Consider the following 17033-nt stretch of genomic DNA (forward strand, 5'->3'; position numbering starts at 1 on the left):
AAAGCTATTTGTATGAGCGAAATCAAAGCTATCATCGTGGATGATGAGCAACATTGCATTGATGCCCTGCAAACGATGTTACAGAAAAAATGCCCCGGAGTAGAAGTAATAGGATCTGCAAAAAGTGTCAAAGAAGCCAAAGAGTTAATAGATGAAAGAGCTCCGGACCTGGTATTTTTAGACGTGGAAATGCCTTACCAAAACGGATTCGAATTGTTAAAGCAGTTCGAAAAAGTAAATTTTGAAGTGATCTTTACAACGGCCTATGAACAATATGCCCTGAAGGCCATAAAGTTCAATGCGCTGGATTACCTGTTGAAACCCTTTAGCATAAAGGAATTACAGGATGCTCTCGATAAAAGTCGTGATAAAAAATCCAATAAGGTTAAAGAAGGAGGGCAGCAATCTCCAATGGATGTTTTCCTGCAGAATATGAAAACACTGCAACAGTCTCATAAAAAAATTGCACTACCTACGATCAATGGATTGGTTTTTATGCCAGTTCAAAATATCGTGCGTTGTGAGTCGACCGGCAACTACACAAGAATTTTCTTTACAGATAAGAAGAATCTGATGGTATCCCGACCCTTGAAAGAATTTGAAGAGTTGCTGTCGGATGTCGATTTCTTCAGAGTACATAACTCTCACTTGATAAATATGCAGCAAATGCAGTCCTATATTCAGGGAGAGGGGGGCTTTGCCTTAATGAGTGATGGAACTCAGGTTGAAGTATCCAGGCGCCGGAAAGCCGAATTTTTGAAAAAGGCGATGCAGTTCTAAGTTTTGAAAATCAGCACTTTTTAAAAATTTGACCTTCCAGATTTAGGCATTTTCATACCACTTATTTGAATTTAGCTACCATCTACTAAATAGGGATTGCAGACATATAGCAGAAATTATAGTTTTGGTCTAACAATATGAATTTCATACACGCAATATAAAAGTTTATATACTCTGCATTACTAGCGTGATTAGCCCCAAAGAAAAAAGACACCGGAAGGTGTCTTTTTTGCTATGTAAAAATAAAATCGTGTATCCTTTACAGTTGGGAAATTATTTCGTCGGCCTGTTGCTCAACTCCGTAGAAAGAGAGCAGTTTGCGAATGACTCCTTCCACCAGAGCATCCGGGCAACTGGCTCCGCTTGTTAGCAGAATAGTGACAGGATTCTTACTGGTAAGATAATCTGTGGTCATTAATTCCTGTTTATGATGGAAATCCCAGTGCTCAATCTCTTCGGCTGATCTTAATTTATCCGGGGAAGAGATATAGTAGGTGGGAAGTTTTTCTTCACACAACTCTACCAGGTGAGAAGTATTGGAGCTGTTATACCCGCCAACTACGATAGCCAGATCGGCTGGCTCTTTCAGCATACCAAGAACGGCAGACTGGTTGTCGTTGGTTGCATAACAAAGTGTATCGCGTGTATCTGCAAATCTTTCAGGAATAGCTTCAGGGCTAAGATCGAAGGTATCTATCATTACCTGACGGATATAATCGGCAATAGCTTGTGTTTCGGTGGCCAGCATGGTTGTCTGGTTTACAACACCAACTCTTTGTAAATCTTTTGCCGGATCAAAGCCTTCGGAATGCTGGCCTTTGAAAACAGTAGAGAAAGTAGAAGCATCTTTTTTTCCACTGATAAACTCGCCCAGCAGTATTGCTTCCTCCATATCTTTAACTACAACGGTTGGAGTTGCGGCCTGGCTATGTGAGAAAGTTGCTCTTGTTTCTTCGTGTTTAGGCTTTCCGTGAACAATAACTGTATAGTTCTTATTACCAATCTGTTCTGCCTTATTCCATACTCTTTCTACGAAAGGGCAGGTAGTATTATATTTTAGCGGCTCTATTCCAAGGGCCGAAAGTTTTGATTCTATTTCAAGTGTAGTACCGAAGGCAGGGATGATTACGATATCTTCAGGTAGCAGAGATTCCCAGGGGATCAGCTGACGGCCGGAGGTATCCATCAGGAATTGAACACCACGATCCAGCAGGTCGTTATTCACGTGTGGATTATGGATCATTTCACTGAGCAGGAAAATGCGTTTGCCCGGATTTTCATCAACTGTGCGGAATGCAATTTCTATTGCGTTTTCTACTCCGTAGCAGAAGCCGAAGTGTCGTGCCAGCAAAATTCTGATAGCTCCAAAATCGAGAAGGGTAGGTGTAAAATCTTTCTTCATCTTGTCCTGCCCCTTGCGCTTATTTTTGATGGCGCTGATAAGCGGACTTCTATATATAACCGGAACGTTAAATGTTTTCATGTGCTAAAATATAGGCAAAGGTAATTAGTTTTCTTTGCTCACTTTCTCTAACCAGGCTTTTTCTTCAGCGCTTAAGCTGTTGTAGCCTTTTTCATTTATTTTATCTAATAGTTGATCTAACTTGGAAGGATTGCTATCCTCGGCTTTTTTAACCACTTTGAGCGGTGATTTTTTAGGCTTGAATTTTTTAGCGGCGGTTTTTCTTTCTTCAGCTCTGTTTTTACTGTTGAATAACCAGATAAGCGGTTTACAAAGATCTGTACCGGCTTGTAAAATACGTATGTAGAAGAAGCCTAGCAGCGCTCCGCCCATATGGGAAATGATGCCACCAACGTTGCCATTAGGAATGGAAATAAGCCCCAGGGCAATTAGTGCGATAGCCAGCCATTTAAGTCTGACACTTCCAAAAAACATTAATCCTATCTCATAATTAGGCATGAGGGTGGCGGCAGCTACGAGTATGCACATGACGGAGGCAGAAGCACCGATTAATGCAGAACCCAGGTATGGGGTATGAATGACAGATGCTGAAATCAGGTATAATAAACCACCTGCGATTCCGCCCAGCAGGTAGAGCGGCAGTACTCTTTTATCTCCCAGAAAGTCTCTGAAAAGGTTTCCGAACCAGTATAGAGAAATCATGTTGAATATCAGGTGGAAGATCTCTTCATGCGTAAACATGTAGGTAAATAAACCCCAGGGCTGACGAATAAAACTGCTGAAAGGAACTGTTAATGCCAATTGTTCTAACGTCCAGTTAAATGGGGTTGCCTGATGGGAAACAAAAGCAATGAGTTTGAGTATATTGACTACAAGGAAAATAACAATATTCCAGAATAGTAAATGATTTACTGTATTTCCTTTCCTTAGCCAATAGCGAATATCCGATTGAAAAGAGGTCCCGTTCATATACACAAATTAAAAAAAATCCGGGATTAATGAATAGTAATTAACATTTTATACAAAGGGAAAGTAAAGCTGTTTACTGCAAATGAATAACAGGCTTTTCTTTCTATTATACCAACAATTAATCGGCGTTCTGGTTGTTACATTTTAAGATTTTCTTAAGAGAATTTGCAGGTATTTTTTAGAGTGATCAGGGAGATGGAAATAGATTTTTGTTTGGGTTGATGATTAGTATGTATATGTTTATTATTTAATTTTTATGTTGATTCTCAAAATATAGATTAATAATTATGTTAATGGTTGATATTCATCAACATACAAATTAAAAATCAATATAAAAACCTACGCTTCCATCTGCTTAAAATAGTAGGTATTTATAATTGTAAAATCTTGGTTTCACTGCGGAAAACACCCGGAATTTCCGTACCTTTGCTGTCCCATAAAACAGGGAGTCCGGGTATTCCGGATTAAATTTTAAAATTTTTTATGAGCGAAAACAACATTATTAACGAACAAAACGCTGAGCAACAGGCTCCGCAGGCAACTGCAGAAACAGCGACAACAAAAGCGCCTGTAGCAAAAGTTGAAACTGCACATGACGATTTCGACTGGAGCGTAGACAAACGTAATGTTTCTTCTTACAGCAAAGAAGAAAAAGAAAAGTATGATCAAACTTACGAAGGCACTTTCAAAGTGTTTGAAGAAAACAGCCTGTTAACAGGTACTGTAGTTGGTTTGACTAATACAGACGTAGTTATCAACATCGGTTTCAAATCTGATGGTTTGATTTCTCTGAACGAGTTCCGTGATTTACCAGGATTGAAAATCGGTGACGAAGTTGAAGTACTGGTAGTTGAAAAAGAAGACAGAGACGGTAACCTGCACCTGAGCCGTAAACAAGCTCGCCAAAAACGTGCATGGGAAAAAATCGTTGAAGTTTACAGAACTGGTGAAGTGGTTACAGGTACTGTTACCAGCAAAACTAAAGGTGGCTTGATCGTTGACGTTTACGGAATGGAAACATTCTTACCAGGTTCTCAGATCGATGTGAAACCTGTTACCGATTACGATCAGTTCGTTGGTAAAACAATGGAGTTCAAAGTGGTTAAGGTTAACGAAACTATCCGCAACGCCGTTGTTTCCCACAAAGCACTTATCGAAAGCGATATCGAACAACAAAGAGTGGATATCATCAGCAAACTGGAAAAAGGCCAGGTGCTCGAAGGTACCATCAAAAATATCACCGACTTCGGTGCATTCATCGACCTGGGTGGTCTGGATGGCTTACTGTATATCACCGATATCAGCTGGGGCCGTATCTCTCACCCAAGCGAAGTGCTCCAAATGGATCAGAAAATCAACGTTGTGGTGCTCGACTTCGACGACGAAAAACGTCGCATAAGCCTGGGTTACAAACAATTGACTCCGCATCCTTGGGATACTTTACCTGCTACCATCGTTGAAGGTGCTAAAGTAAAAGGTAAAGTTGTTAACATCGAAGATTACGGTGCATTCCTGGAAATCATGCCTGGCGTAGAAGGCCTGGTTCACGTTTCTGAAATCTCTTGGGCTTCAACTCCAATCAACGCTAAGGAATTCTTCAAATTAGGCGAAGAATACGAAGCAGTGGTAGTTACCCTGAGCAAAGAAGAGCGTAAAATGTCTCTGTCTATCAAACAACTGACAGAAGATCCATGGTCTACTATCGAAACTAAATTCCCTGTTGACAGCCGTCATAAAGGTATCGTGAAAAACATCACTCCTTATGGCGTATTCGTTGAACTGGAAACTGGTATCGGCGGTATGATTCACATCTCCGACCTGAGCTGGATCAAACGTTTCAACCACCCATCTGAATACACTAAAGTAGGTAACGAAATTGATGTAGTAATCCTGGGTATTGATAAAGAAAACCGTAAACTCAGCCTCGGTCACAAACAGATCGAAGAAGATCCATGGAACACTTTTGAAACTATCTTCCCTATCAACTCAGTACACGAAGGTACCGTTGTGAAGAAAGATGATAAAGGTGCTACCGTGCAACTGCAATACGGTCTGGAAGCATACGCTCCTGCTCGTCACCTGAAAACTGAAGATGACAAACCAATCAACGTTGAAGACGTGAAAGAATTCATGATCATCGAATTCGATCGCAGCGAAAAACGTATCTTGGTTTCTCACACCCGCGTTTGGGAAAAAGCTCAGGCTGAAGAAAAACAAGCTGTCATCAAAGAAAAGAAAGAAGAAGCTGACAAAACTCGCAAGGCTGTGAAAAACATCCAGGGCAAAGTTGAAAAAGCTACTTTAGGTGATCTTGGTGCTTTAGCTGAATTAAGAGAAAAATTGAAACAATCTGAAGGTGACGATAAAGCGGCACAATAAGTAAGTTTCATCTAATATTTATCCCGTCTCTACTCCGTAGAGGCGGGATTTTTTTTGCTTATTGCTAACTCCTTTGCTCATTCAATCAGCAAATTTTTACAGTATCAACATTGATCCATCTGGCTAATAACCGGTGATTTTATTTAAAGCAAAAAAGCATAAGCGATGTTTAACGCTTATGCTTCCATATATCATTATCCAGAGAGATTTACTATTTCATAATAAGCAGATCCAATTTCGTATCATTAAAATCCAACAAACTATCCAGCTGCATATTTGCCAGCACATATCTCGGATTATGCCTGTTATGGGCCTCTGGCACCACTACCGTAGTCATACGGGCTGCCTTGGCTGCAATCATACCCGTAACTGAATCTTCAAATGCTATACAGTCCAGTGGCTTACTGTTCAGCGCCTGTGCACAAGCCAGATAAACTGCCGGATGTGGTTTACCATAATCCTCAAACTCTGCCGAATACACTGCCTGAAAATACGGCGCCAGCTCAAAGTGCTGCAATACCGCAGTAATCAAACGCAAAGGAGAGGAAGATGCTAAGCCTATCTTAAATTGCTTAGCCTGGAAATATTGCAAAATATATTCAACCCCTTCCATAGGCCTGCCTTCTTTTATAATCTTCTGAGTAACATTGTCGATAATCTCATTTACTACCTGCTCAGAACTTTTACCTTCCCATTTAAAGTAATCATGCCAGTAACTAACTACTTCCTTGGTTCTTAGACCCGTTGTGAGATGGGTGAGCTCCGGAGATAATGTTACGCCCACTGAAGCAAATACTTCCCGCATGGCCACTCCCCAAAGTGGTTCAGAATCAACCAATAACCCATCCATATCAAATATAACCGTATCAATCATATGCGCTGTTTTCGTATGCGCCGCAAAGATAAGAAGATAAATTTCAGTGCCTACCCATAACAAAAAGTTATACCACATAAAGGGAGGTTATTCTGAATTCACCTGTAAATGCTATAAAACTACGTGTAGTAGCGGGTTTGCATTGCCACACCCGGAAAAACTCCAATAATCATTATTATTTATTCATCCTAAAAAAGTTTTGGAAAGATGAAGTACATTTCTATCTTTGTATTACTCTACTAAAATTATAGGGAATATGGGTAATAGTTGGAAAGAAAACCGCAGTATGATTGGAAATCCGTGTTGTTGTATACTGGCGGAGAGACGTGCCTAATAACGAGTAATCAGTAAATACTGAAATCATTATAGACAAGCCTCCGCTTCAAACGGGGGCTTTTATATACCCCCCGACCAAAATTAGAATTGCTTTTTACCACCACCTGAAAATACTTTTTATGCAAAGCTTCAGAACAGAACTGGAAAATCCGATCGTTGAACAAGATATCATCGAACTGGAAAAAAAGATCCGTCTATTCCGCGAAGGATCTATCAGCGATGAAAAATTTCGTAGCCTCCGCCTTGCCAGAGGGGTTTACGGCCAACGTCAACCAGGGGTACAAATGGTGCGCATCAAATTACCTTACGGTAAAATGACCCTGCAACAATGGCACCGTATCACCGAAGTTTCTGATGAATATGCTACCAGCAACCTTCACCTAACAACGCGTCAGGACGTTCAAATACACTACGTTAGTCTCGAAAGAACTCCTGAACTCTGGTCAAAACTCGAGCTCGACGATATTACAATCCGTGAAGCCTGCGGTAACACCGTACGTAACGTCACAGCTTCCGACAGAGCTGGTATCGATCCTGAAGAACCATTTGATATAACTCCATACGCCGATGCTACTTTCCGTTACTTCCTGCGTAATCCGGTAAGTCAGGAAATGGGCCGTAAAATCAAAATAGCCTTTTCTTCTTCTGAAAAAGATACCGCCTGGGCTTTCATGCACGATTTCGGCATGATCCCTAAAGTGAAAATCATAGATGGTAAGGAAGTAAGAGGATTTAAAGTACTGGTAGCCGGCGGTTTAGGTGCCCAGCCTTTCCTTGCTAAAGTAGCTCACGAATTCCTGGAAACTCACCTGCTCATCCCGTATATCGAGAATGTACTTCGCGTATTCGACCGCTATGGCGAAAGAACAAGCCGTAATAAAGCGCGTATGAAATTCCTCGTTCAAAAAATTGGATTCGAAGAATTTAACCGCCTGGTGGAAGAAGAATATACTGCTATCAAAACTAAATCAGTTCCTGTAGATGCAGCAGCATGGCCTCAAACACAACCTCCGGCTCCTGTTACTTCTTTACCGGAATATACTGTTAAGAACCCTGCAAAATTTGAAGCCTGGAAGAAAACCAACGTCTTCGAACAAAAGCAGAAAGGCTACTTCGCTGCCTATGTGAAAATCACTTTAGGTAACATCGGTTCAGCAATCAGCCGTCAGCTGATTGAGGCACTTCGCCCCGTAATTGCCGATGACGTAAGGGTAACCGCTAACCAGGGCTTATTACTGAAATATATTTTACCTCAGCATCTCGAGTATGTGTACAGCGCTTTGGAAGCGGCTGGCTTCGCAGAACCGGGTTTCGACAGCATTGCCGATATCACCGCTTGCCCGGGTACCGATACCTGTAACCTCGGTATTTCCAGCAGCACTGGTATTGCTAAGGTGCTGGAAGATGTGATCACCCAGGAATATCCTGATCTGATCTATAATAAAGATATTAAGATTAAAATAAGCGGTTGTATGAACTCCTGCGGCCAGCACGGCATCGCCAGCATCGGCTTCCATGGTTCTTCCATGAAGAGTGCCGGTAAGGTATTACCTGCTCTCCAGGTATTGCTGGGTGGTGGTATTGTTGGAGATGGCGTTGGTCGTGTAGCCGATAAGGTTATTAAAGTACCAAGCAGACGTGGCCCGGATGTTTTACGCAGCTTATTGAACGACTACGATCAAAACGGTGGTGAAAATGAACTGTTCAACGAATATTACGACAGAAATGGAGAGAAATATTTCTACGAACTGCTGAAACCTTTAACAGATCTGACTACCCTTACACAAGACGATTTCATCGACTGGGGCCAGGCTCAGGACTATGCTACTGCTATCGGAGTAGGAGAGTGCGCCGGTGTAATCATCGACCTGGTAGCTACCCTGCTGCTGGAAGCTGATGAGAAACTGGAATTAGGTGCTGCTGCTCTGGCTAATAATGCTTATTCAGATGCTATCTATCATGCTTACGCTTCTTTTGTACAGGGCGCGAAAGCACTGTTGTTAGGCGAGGGAGTTAGCGGTAATACTCAAATTGGTATTATCAACGATTTTGATAAGCATTTTACCGCTACCGGTAAATTTACTTTCGATACAGATTTTAAATCAGTGGTGTTGCAACTAAACGCTAATGAGCCATCAGAGCAATTTGCGAAAGTATACTATGCTCAGGCTGCAGATTTCTATAAAGCAGCGCAGGTTTATCGTGAAAAAGCAGCTCAGACAGCGCCTGCACAGGCATAATTAGTTTCATCTACCTAAATACTACTACAAATGCAAAATATACAACCGAAACTCACATTGATAGGTGCTGGACCAGGCGATCCTGAATTGATAACAGTGAAAGGCTTAAAAGCCATCCAGAATGCAAGGGTTATATTATACGATGCATTGTCTAGCAACGAATTGCTAGACCATGCGCCGGCTAACTGCCTGAGACGTTTTGTGGGTAAACGCGCCGGTATGCATGTCTATTCCCAGGATGAAATTAACCGGATGATTGTAAAATATGCATTAACTTATGGTAGTGTAGTAAGACTGAAAGGAGGCGATTCCTTTGTATTTGGTCGTGGTCAGGAAGAAATAGCTTTTGCACAGCAGTTTGGAATTACTGCCGAAGTAATTCCAGGTGTTTCAAGCGCCATTTCAGTTCCGGGAATCAATAAAATTCCAGTAACAGCACGTAATGTAAGCGAAGGTTTTTGGGTAATTACCGGTAACACTCAAAACGGTAATTTATCACGCGATCTTCAACATGCTATCAACGCCAATACCACAGTAGTAATACTGATGGGAATGAGCAAACTGGACGAAATAGCTGGTATCTATACCGCTGCAGGTAAAGGTGAAATTCCTGCTGCTATCATCCAGAACGGAACTTTGCCAACACAGAAAATCGGATTAGGAACGGTTGCTTCTCTACCTAAAATAGCCGCAGAAAAGGATCTGCATAACCCGGCTATCCTGGTTATTGGCGAGGTAGTCCGATTTCATGAAGACTTTCAGTCATTACAACAGAAGGTAGTGGAAGAACTAAAAATTGCTGTATAATGGAAGAAAATCATTTATTCCCTGTTTTTTTCAAGCTACACAGACTTCATGTACTGGTAGTAGGAGGGGGGAATATCGGATTGGAAAAAACCAATGCTATGCTCGAAAATTGCCCACAGGCAACGATTACAGTGGTAGCATTGGATTTTTTGCCTGAACTGGTATCGTTGACCCATCAGTATCCTAACATTACTTTAGTACAAAAATCCTTTTCCTGCGGCGACTTACTGGGAAAAGACCTGGTCATTGCTGCTACCAACATTAAGGAATTCAATTATTATGTCTGGGAAAAAGCAAAGGGAAATCGTGTGCTGATCAATGTGGCTGATACTCCTGAATTGTGCGATTTTTATCTGGGTTCTATCGTTCGTAAAGGAAATCTGAAGATTGCCATCTCTACTAATGGTAAATCACCTACGATGGCAAAACGTTTGAAACAGGTATTACAGGAAGCTATTCCGGATAGCATCGATGAAATCCTTAATAAACTAGCGGTGATCAGGGATCGGTTGGCTGGAGACTTTTCCAGTAAAGTAAAAGAGTTGAATAATATTACAGATGTATTGGTAAAATCGGACAAGGAAAAGTCCTGATTATTTTTCTATCAGTTCAAGCAGTACCTGCGCCTGATTATGTTCCGTATCCTTAGCCCCATAAAGTAGTGTAACCTTTTGATGCTGCGCTTTTTTCCTTATTGCAGTCAACAATTCTTTCTTATCCTGTAATTCATGTTTGTATTTAGTTTTAAACTCGGCGAATTTAGCAGGGTCGTGGTTAAACCATTCCCTTAATTCGTTGCTGGGAGCTATTTCTTTTTCCCATTCATCTATATGTGCTTCTTCTTTTGAAATACCTCTTGGCCAGAGCCTGTCTACCAATATTCTAAAACCATCTTTGCTATCATAAGGCTCGTAAATTCTTTTTATTTGTAGCATAACGATTGTTTTTATAGCTGTAACACAGGCAGATTACTGTTTGTTTGTAACGTACTCTGCTCAAAAAAAATTATAATTGCAGAATGACAAATCAGGAAATTATTGCCGCAACGGTTACATATGTAAAGGACGAATTGAGGTTGGCAGAAGGAGGGCATGATTGGTGGCATATCAACAGGGTATGGAATAATGCCAGATATATTGCAAAAAGCGAAGATGTGGATCTGTTGGTAGTAGAATTAGGTGCATTATTGCATGATATCGCAGATTCAAAATTTCATAATGGTGATGAGGAAATTGGTCCGGCTAAAACGGCTGCATTTCTGCAATCATTAAATCTGGAAGCAGAAGTAATTGACAAGGTGGTGAAAATTGTGCAGCATATTTCGTTTAAAGGTGGAAATGAAAAAAAGGAATATAGTTCACCCGAATTGTCTGTTGTTCAGGATGCCGACAGGTTAGATGCTATTGGAGCTATTGGAATAGCAAGGGCTTTCAACTATGGTGGATTTAAGAACAGGGCAATTTATGATCCTGAAATAGATCCTGATTTAAAATTAACCAGGGAAGCCTATAAAAAGAGTACAGCTCCAACAATTAATCATTTCTACGAAAAGTTATTGTTGCTAAAAGACAGGATGAATACTAAAACAGGAAAAAAGATGGCGGAGGAGCGGCATCAATATATGGAAGGGTTCCTGGACCAATTTTATAGGGAATGGGATGGTGGTAGCTCGCAAAGCAGCAAAGAGGCATAAGCAGCAAAGAGGCGAATTTTATTAAAAAGAGCGAAGATTATGTATTTAATGATTACATAATCTTCGCTCTTTTTAATAATTTTCTTATGCTGCTTATGCTTCTCTGCGCCTTTGCGAGCAATAATTATATAGAGAAAAATGCTTTCAGAGCATCAGCGTCTTCAGGTTTCAGTTTGCCACCGAGGATAAGACGAAGTTGTCTGCGGCTCATAGCGGTATCGTATAATTTTTTCTCTTCTTCAGTATCCGGAATAATTTTCGGAACCGGGCGGGAGTTCCCATTTGGGTCCAGTGCTACAAATGTCATAAAAGCTTCATTTGATTTATAGCGATACTGCTGAACCGGGTCTTCTCCCCATACGCGGATATGTACTTCCATAGAAGTATTAAAGGCTCGGCTTACTTTAGATTCTATATGAACTACATTACCCAGTTTGATTGGGTTTTCGAAAGATATATTATCAACTGAAGCAGTAACTACGGGGGCGCTGCAATGTTTCATGCAGGCAAGTGCGGCCGCAATATCCATCCAATACATCAGGCGGCCACCCATTAGATTACCAAAGGTATTAGTGTCATTTGGCAATACTAACTCGGTCATTTGTACCAGTGAGTCCTGGGCTCTTTTCGGCGTTAAAGTCATCTTTTTTATTGTATTTCGGACGCAAATTTACAGTTTATATATTTAACGTGGTGCATATTACCTGGAATGCATCCTGAATGAATGAAGGTTTTTAACAAATAATTTCCGCTGCTTGAAAAATCTTTAAAACGCCCATTAGATCAGTGATCAGAGCGAAAGATATTCAACTAAAAATTAACAAACAAATAAAGCAAGAGGTTAAAAAACTTGGGAGCGACGCAAATTTGTGTAACTTTGCATGACCTTCGGAAGTAGTTTACTTGATCGGTTACACCAAACGCAGTCCGGCACTTCCCCATATATAGGTCAAGTACAATTAGCTGAATTATAGTTTTTATGGCAAAATATATCTTCGTTACGGGAGGTGTTACTTCCTCTTTGGGTAAAGGAATTATAGCTGCTTCACTTGCTAAATTATTGCAAGCTCGTGGCTTTAGAGTGACTATTCAGAAATTTGATCCATATATCAATGTGGATCCGGGAACGTTAAACCCTTATGAACATGGTGAATGTTATGTAACGGAAGATGGCGCTGAAACCGATCTGGATCTGGGCCACTACGAGCGTTTCTTAAATACTCCTACCTCACAGGCAAATAATGTGACTACCGGACGTATTTACCAAACAGTAATAAACAAGGAAAGAGAAGGAGCTTACCTGGGTAAAACCGTTCAGGTAATCCCTCACATCACTGATGAAATCAAACGTCGCATTCTCTTATTAGGAAAAGATGGCAAGTATGATATCGTGATCACTGAATTAGGTGGAACAGTAGGGGATATCGAATCTCTCCCTTACATCGAGGCAGTTCGTCAATTACAATGGGAATTGGGCGAAGAAGATTGCCTGGTTGTTCACTTAACGCTTATTCCTTATCTGAGAGCGGCAAAAGAACTAAAAACCAAGCCTACTCAACACTCTGTTCGCTTACTGAGCGAATATGGAGTACATCCTGATATTATCGTTTGTCGTACTGAAGAACCTTTATATCGCGATCTCAAAAAGAAAATAGCATTGTTCTGTAATGTACAGGTAGATGCTGTGATTGAAGCCAACGACGTACCTACTATTTATGAAGTACCGTTGGAAATGATGCGCGAAAAACTGGATGTTTCTGTATTAAAAAGACTGGGATTGCCTGTTGAAAAAGAACCGGAATTGGTTAAATGGCGCGAATTCCTCGATAAATTGAAATATCCTAAAACAAAAGTTACCATCGGTTTGATCGGTAAATACGTTGAATTACAGGACGCTTATAAATCAATTCTCGAATCATTTATTCATGCGGGAGCGCAGAACGAATGTAAGGTAGTTGTACAAAATATTCATTCTGAGCATATTACATCTGAAAATGTAGCAGAAAAACTGAAAGGATTAGACGGACTTTTAGTGGCTCCGGGTTTCGGTCACAGAGGTATTGAAGGTAAAATTGTTGCCATCCAATATGCCCGTGAAAATAAATTACCATTCTTTGGTATTTGTTTAGGTATGCAGATGTCTGTCGTTGAATATGCCCGCAACGTACTCGGTTGGAAAGATGCACATTCAGTAGAAATGAATCCTGATACCGCACATCCGGTTATTAACCTGATGGAAGAACAGAAGAAAGTAACTGCAAAAGGTGGTACTATGAGATTAGGCGCTTATGCCTGCGAACTGGTTCCTGGTTCTAAAGCAGCTGAAATCTATGGCGCTACTGCTATCAGTGAAAGACATCGTCACCGCTACGAATTTAACTCAGATTTTATTCAACAGTTCGAAGATGCCGGTTTGGTACTTTCTGGTAAAAATCCGGAAAGTGGACTGGTGGAAATCGTTGAATTGCCTAACCATCCTTTCTTTGTGGGAGTTCAATTCCACCCTGAACTGAAAAGTACAGTAGAAAGCCCGGCTCCTGTTTTTGTTTCATTTGTGAAAGCAGCAAAACAATATGCTGAAAGCAAAAATGGCAAAACCAAACTTGAAGAACAAATAGCATAATTATTAACAATACTTGAAAAAGATCAGTAGGAAGTTATTCTTACTGATCTTTTTTAATATCAGGAAAGTTGGGAATGTTAGCTACTCTATTTGGAATGCATTTTTATAATTGACAATCATATATATACATATACTGTATTTTTATTTGTTATTTTAACCGCATTTAACAGGGCTTTCACCTAGAAAAGCGCGGATTTCATAAAATCCTGCTTACCTTTGCTGCCTAAATTTTAATTGCATTTCATGGACAGAAATTCGGTCATTGGATTTTTACTGTTAGGTGTTTTGACGGTAGGATATATTTTCTACAATTCGAAACAGCAATCGGCGTATGTAAAAGAAAAAGCCAGACAAGATTCTATTTTAGCGCTGAATAAGCCTAAAACTCCGGTTTCAGATAGCGTAGGCTCTCTGGCTGCTGGTCCGTTAGATTCGGCTCACCAGGCCTTATTAAGCGGAGAATTTGGTGTATTTGCCGTTGCTGCTGCCGGTACAGAAGAAAAAGCCACTTTAGAGAATGATGTAGTAAAGATCGACTTTACCAACAAAGGAGGGCAACCAGCCAGCGTGCAACTGAAAGATTATAAAACTTACGAAGGCGCACCTTTGATGTTACAGCAAGGTTCTTTCAACCGTTTATCTGTTGAAGTTCCTGCCAGCCTTACAAAAATGCTCAACAGCTCCGACCTGTATTTTACAGCCGGCAAACCTCAGGAAGGCCCGGGCGGCGTTAAAACAATCGCTTACCGATTGAATACAAACGATCCTGCCGCTTACCTCGAGTTTCAATATGCCCTGAAACCCGGTAGCTATGTAGTAGATTATACCATCCACGCTGTTGGATTACAAAAATACCTGCCTGGTAATCAGAACTATCTGAGCCTCCAGTGGAATACCCAGGACGATAAACAGGAACACGATATGCAGAACGAGCGCCTGAACAACCAGGTGCACTATATGCTGGAAAATGATAAACACGATTACTTTACTTTAAGTAAAACCAGCCACGAAAAACTGGATAAAAAAGTAAAATGGTTAAGTGTTAAGCAACAGTTCTTCAATACTACTATCATTTCCAAGAACGACCAGTTCACCAGCGCTGATATCAATACAAAAGTTCCTGAAAGTCCGCAAATCGTTGGTCAGGCTCTTACTACCCTGCAACTGCCTTACAACAGAGCAAATGATTTCTCTTTCCCTATGGAAATTTATTATGGTCCTAACCATTATAAAACACTGAAATCTTTTGATATAGGCCTTCAAAAAATCATCCCGTTAGGTACTGGTATTTTCGCCTTCGTGAAATATGTCAATATCTTCATCATTATCCCTGTATTTAACTTCCTCAGCGGATTTATCGGCAACTATGGTATCATTATCATTTTGCTTACTATCTTCATCCGTTTACTGATCGCTCCGTTTACTTACCAGAGCTACGTGTCTCAGGCTAAAATGAAGGTGCTGAAACCAGAAATCGATGCCCTGAGAGCTAAACATGGAGATGATCAGCAAGCATTCGGTGTTGAACAAATGAAGCTCTTCAAAAGCGCAGGCGTAAACCCATTAGGTGGTTGTTTGCCAGCTCTTTTACAGTTACCTATCCTGGTAGCGATGTATAGCTTCTTCCCTTCATCTATCGAGTTGCGTCAGGAAAGCTTCCTGTGGGCAAAGGATTTGTCTACTTACGATTCTATCCTCAATTTGCCTTTCAATATTCCATTATATGGTGATCACGTAAGTTTATTCACTATTCTTATGACTATCACCAGCTTGATTCTTGCCTTCTACAATCGTGGTATGGCTGATCAAAGCAACCCGGTAATGAAGTATATGCCTTACATCATGCCAATCATGTTGTTAGGTATCTTCAACCGCCTGGCTGCGGCGCTTACTTTCTACTACTTCCTTTCTAACGTAATCAGTATCCTGTTACAATTTGTGATTCAGAAATTTATCATCAACCACGATAAAATTCATGCTCAAATCCAGGAGAACAAGAAAAAGCCAAAGAGTAAATCTAAATGGCAGGAAAAACTGGAAGAAGTTCAGAAACGCCAACAGGAAATACAACAAAAGAAGAAATAGTATTAACCTAAATAGAAACGAGGCTGTATCATATTTGATACAGCCTCGTTTTATTTTTGACTACCTGATAGAATTAATCTTCCTCAGAATGTTTACGTTTTTATTTGATGTAATACCACCAGTAGCGCTAATACCATTCCATAATCCTTGAACTCCGAACGCATTACCTGTAATGCTTTTCCCATGTGCTTTTCCACAGCCTTCACTGTAATACCCAATCGTTCCGCTATCTCCTTGTTACTCAGATTCGCTTGCCTGCTTAATAAAAATACTTCCTTGCTACGCTCCGTTAATTTATCCAGTGCCTGTGCCAGTCTCTTCTCCAGCACCTTCACATCATAAGTGATTTCGGTCTCAGAACTCTTAGCCGTTTGTATATGTTGATGATGTTCCTCATGAATCAGCGAATTCCTGATTTCATTAAAAATACGGTTGCGCATTGCGCCATACAGATAAGCTTTTATATTCTTTACGTCAGTGAGTGTGTGCCGTTTTTTATATAGGTTGATAAAGATTTCCTGTAGCATATCTTCAACCAGGTGAGGAACAGGGAAACGGCTATACGCATGATGATACAGATTCCCGGCATAACGCTGATACAAGGTTTCAAAAGCCTTGTTGTCATTGTTCGCCAGTAAAACTATTAAATCTTCATCCTGTAATGCAATATACTCGGTCATTCTTTCCTCTTGTGCCAGTGAAGTTGGATAGTGTGCTTTCCCTAAAGGGCAAAAGATAGGAAAAAATGAAGGTTTAGCCTAACAATGCTGTTGAAATAATTTTCACTAAGGGGTAGGGTAGTGAGCCAATAATGTGTCTACAGT

At 40.6% G+C, this 17033-nt stretch carries 14 protein-coding genes; 8 read left to right on the top strand and 6 right to left on the bottom strand.

The window, feature by feature from the left end; genetic code table 11:
• Positions 1-12: 12 nt before the first annotated feature.
• Entirely contained in the window at positions 13-780 is a 768-nt protein-coding gene (locus DVR12_RS06100; RefSeq protein ID WP_116974658.1) for a LytR/AlgR family response regulator transcription factor, read from the top strand.
• A gap of 259 nt (positions 781-1039) precedes the next feature.
• Here DVR12_RS06100 and DVR12_RS06105 read toward each other — a convergent pair whose 3' ends face one another.
• Both DVR12_RS06105 and DVR12_RS06110 read right to left on the bottom strand, forming a co-directional pair.
• Positions 1040-2263 (bottom strand): 4-hydroxy-3-methylbut-2-enyl diphosphate reductase, encoded by a 1224-nt coding sequence (locus DVR12_RS06105; RefSeq protein WP_116974660.1) that lies wholly within the window; start codon positions 2261-2263, stop codon positions 1040-1042.
• 24 nt (positions 2264-2287) lie between these two features.
• Positions 2288-3172 (bottom strand): rhomboid family intramembrane serine protease, encoded by an 885-nt coding sequence (locus DVR12_RS06110; RefSeq protein ID WP_116974662.1) that lies wholly within the window; start codon positions 3170-3172, stop codon positions 2288-2290.
• Between the two features lie 483 nt (positions 3173-3655).
• Here DVR12_RS06110 and rpsA point away from each other — a divergent pair, with 483 nt between their 5' ends.
• Complete coding sequence (gene rpsA, locus DVR12_RS06115) at positions 3656-5551, top strand: 30S ribosomal protein S1 (RefSeq protein ID WP_116974664.1); 1896 nt, start codon at positions 3656-3658, stop codon at positions 5549-5551.
• A 211-nt stretch (positions 5552-5762) separates the two neighbouring features.
• On the opposite strand, the gene hxpB is transcribed toward rpsA, so the two are convergent.
• Positions 5763-6425, bottom strand: coding sequence for a hexitol phosphatase HxpB (hxpB, locus tag DVR12_RS06120; RefSeq protein ID WP_116974666.1), 663 nt, complete (start codon positions 6423-6425; stop codon positions 5763-5765).
• 455 nt (positions 6426-6880) lie between these two features.
• On the opposite strand from hxpB, the gene DVR12_RS06125 reads away from it, so the two are divergent.
• Genes DVR12_RS06125 through DVR12_RS06135 form a run of 3 tightly spaced genes read left to right on the top strand, consistent with a single transcriptional unit; the run spans position 6881 to position 10401 of the window.
• Positions 6881-9001, top strand: coding sequence for a nitrite reductase (locus DVR12_RS06125; protein WP_116974668.1), 2121 nt, complete (start codon positions 6881-6883; stop codon positions 8999-9001).
• A 30-nt stretch (positions 9002-9031) separates the two neighbouring features.
• Positions 9032-9808, top strand: a complete 777-nt coding sequence (cobA, locus tag DVR12_RS06130) for a uroporphyrinogen-III C-methyltransferase (protein WP_116974670.1) — start codon at positions 9032-9034, stop codon at positions 9806-9808.
• Entirely contained in the window at positions 9808-10401 is a 594-nt protein-coding gene (locus DVR12_RS06135; protein WP_116974672.1) for a precorrin-2 dehydrogenase/sirohydrochlorin ferrochelatase family protein, read from the top strand. Before cobA ends, DVR12_RS06135 begins: the two co-directional genes overlap by 1 nt.
• Here the strand turns inward: DVR12_RS06135 and DVR12_RS06140 are convergent, their stop codons facing one another.
• Positions 10402-10743, bottom strand: a complete 342-nt coding sequence (locus DVR12_RS06140; RefSeq protein ID WP_116974674.1) for a DUF488 domain-containing protein — start codon at positions 10741-10743, stop codon at positions 10402-10404. It abuts the gene before it with no gap.
• Between the two features lie 83 nt (positions 10744-10826).
• Here DVR12_RS06140 and DVR12_RS06145 point away from each other — a divergent pair, with 83 nt between their 5' ends.
• The gene (locus DVR12_RS06145) at positions 10827-11501 is read left to right on the top strand and encodes an HD domain-containing protein (protein ID WP_116974676.1); all 675 of its coding nucleotides are present in this window, start codon (positions 10827-10829) and stop codon (positions 11499-11501) included.
• Positions 11502-11625: 124 nt separating this feature from the next.
• Here the strand turns inward: DVR12_RS06145 and DVR12_RS06150 are convergent, their stop codons facing one another.
• On the bottom strand, positions 11626-12144 hold the full coding sequence (locus DVR12_RS06150) for an acyl-CoA thioesterase (RefSeq protein ID WP_116974677.1): 519 nt from the start codon (positions 12142-12144) through the stop codon (positions 11626-11628).
• Positions 12145-12480: 336 nt separating this feature from the next.
• On the opposite strand from DVR12_RS06150, the gene DVR12_RS06155 reads away from it, so the two are divergent.
• Together DVR12_RS06155 and yidC are read left to right on the top strand one after the other, a co-directional pair.
• On the top strand, positions 12481-14124 hold the full coding sequence (locus DVR12_RS06155; RefSeq protein WP_116974678.1) for a CTP synthase: 1644 nt from the start codon (positions 12481-12483) through the stop codon (positions 14122-14124).
• A gap of 243 nt (positions 14125-14367) precedes the next feature.
• Positions 14368-16209 carry a membrane protein insertase YidC gene (gene yidC / locus DVR12_RS06160; RefSeq protein WP_116974680.1) on the top strand — a complete coding sequence of 614 codons (1842 nt, stop codon included), beginning with the start codon at positions 14368-14370 and terminating at the stop codon, positions 16207-16209.
• A gap of 92 nt (positions 16210-16301) precedes the next feature.
• Here the strand turns inward: yidC and DVR12_RS06165 are convergent, their stop codons facing one another.
• On the bottom strand, positions 16302-16889 hold the full coding sequence (locus DVR12_RS06165) for an RNA polymerase sigma-70 factor (RefSeq protein WP_116974682.1): 588 nt from the start codon (positions 16887-16889) through the stop codon (positions 16302-16304).
• Between the last annotated feature and the right edge of the window lie 144 nt (positions 16890-17033).

Source organism: Chitinophaga silvatica, from assembly GCF_003419895.1.
Classification (GTDB): domain Bacteria; phylum Bacteroidota; class Bacteroidia; order Chitinophagales; family Chitinophagaceae; genus Chitinophaga; species Chitinophaga silvatica.

Excerpts from the sequence above, each read along its gene's own strand:
- DVR12_RS06100 (WP_116974658.1), top strand. The coding sequence starts at position 13 with ATGAGCGAAATCAAAGCTATCATCGTGGATGATGAGCAACATTGCATT.
- DVR12_RS06105 (WP_116974660.1), bottom strand. The coding sequence starts at position 2,263 with ATGAAAACATTTAACGTTCCGGTTATATATAGAAGTCCGCTTATCAGC.
- DVR12_RS06110 (WP_116974662.1), bottom strand. The coding sequence starts at position 3,172 with ATGAACGGGACCTCTTTTCAATCGGATATTCGCTATTGGCTAAGGAAA.
- rpsA (WP_116974664.1), top strand. The coding sequence starts at position 3,656 with ATGAGCGAAAACAACATTATTAACGAACAAAACGCTGAGCAACAGGCT.
- hxpB (WP_116974666.1), bottom strand. The coding sequence starts at position 6,425 with ATGATTGATACGGTTATATTTGATATGGATGGGTTATTGGTTGATTCT.
- DVR12_RS06125 (WP_116974668.1), top strand. The coding sequence starts at position 6,881 with ATGCAAAGCTTCAGAACAGAACTGGAAAATCCGATCGTTGAACAAGAT.
- cobA (WP_116974670.1), top strand. The coding sequence starts at position 9,032 with ATGCAAAATATACAACCGAAACTCACATTGATAGGTGCTGGACCAGGC.
- DVR12_RS06135 (WP_116974672.1), top strand. The coding sequence starts at position 9,808 with ATGGAAGAAAATCATTTATTCCCTGTTTTTTTCAAGCTACACAGACTT.
- DVR12_RS06140 (WP_116974674.1), bottom strand. The coding sequence starts at position 10,743 with ATGCTACAAATAAAAAGAATTTACGAGCCTTATGATAGCAAAGATGGT.
- DVR12_RS06145 (WP_116974676.1), top strand. The coding sequence starts at position 10,827 with ATGACAAATCAGGAAATTATTGCCGCAACGGTTACATATGTAAAGGAC.
- DVR12_RS06150 (WP_116974677.1), bottom strand. The coding sequence starts at position 12,144 with ATGACTTTAACGCCGAAAAGAGCCCAGGACTCACTGGTACAAATGACC.
- DVR12_RS06155 (WP_116974678.1), top strand. The coding sequence starts at position 12,481 with ATGGCAAAATATATCTTCGTTACGGGAGGTGTTACTTCCTCTTTGGGT.
- yidC (WP_116974680.1), top strand. The coding sequence starts at position 14,368 with ATGGACAGAAATTCGGTCATTGGATTTTTACTGTTAGGTGTTTTGACG.
- DVR12_RS06165 (WP_116974682.1), bottom strand. The coding sequence starts at position 16,889 with ATGACCGAGTATATTGCATTACAGGATGAAGATTTAATAGTTTTACTG.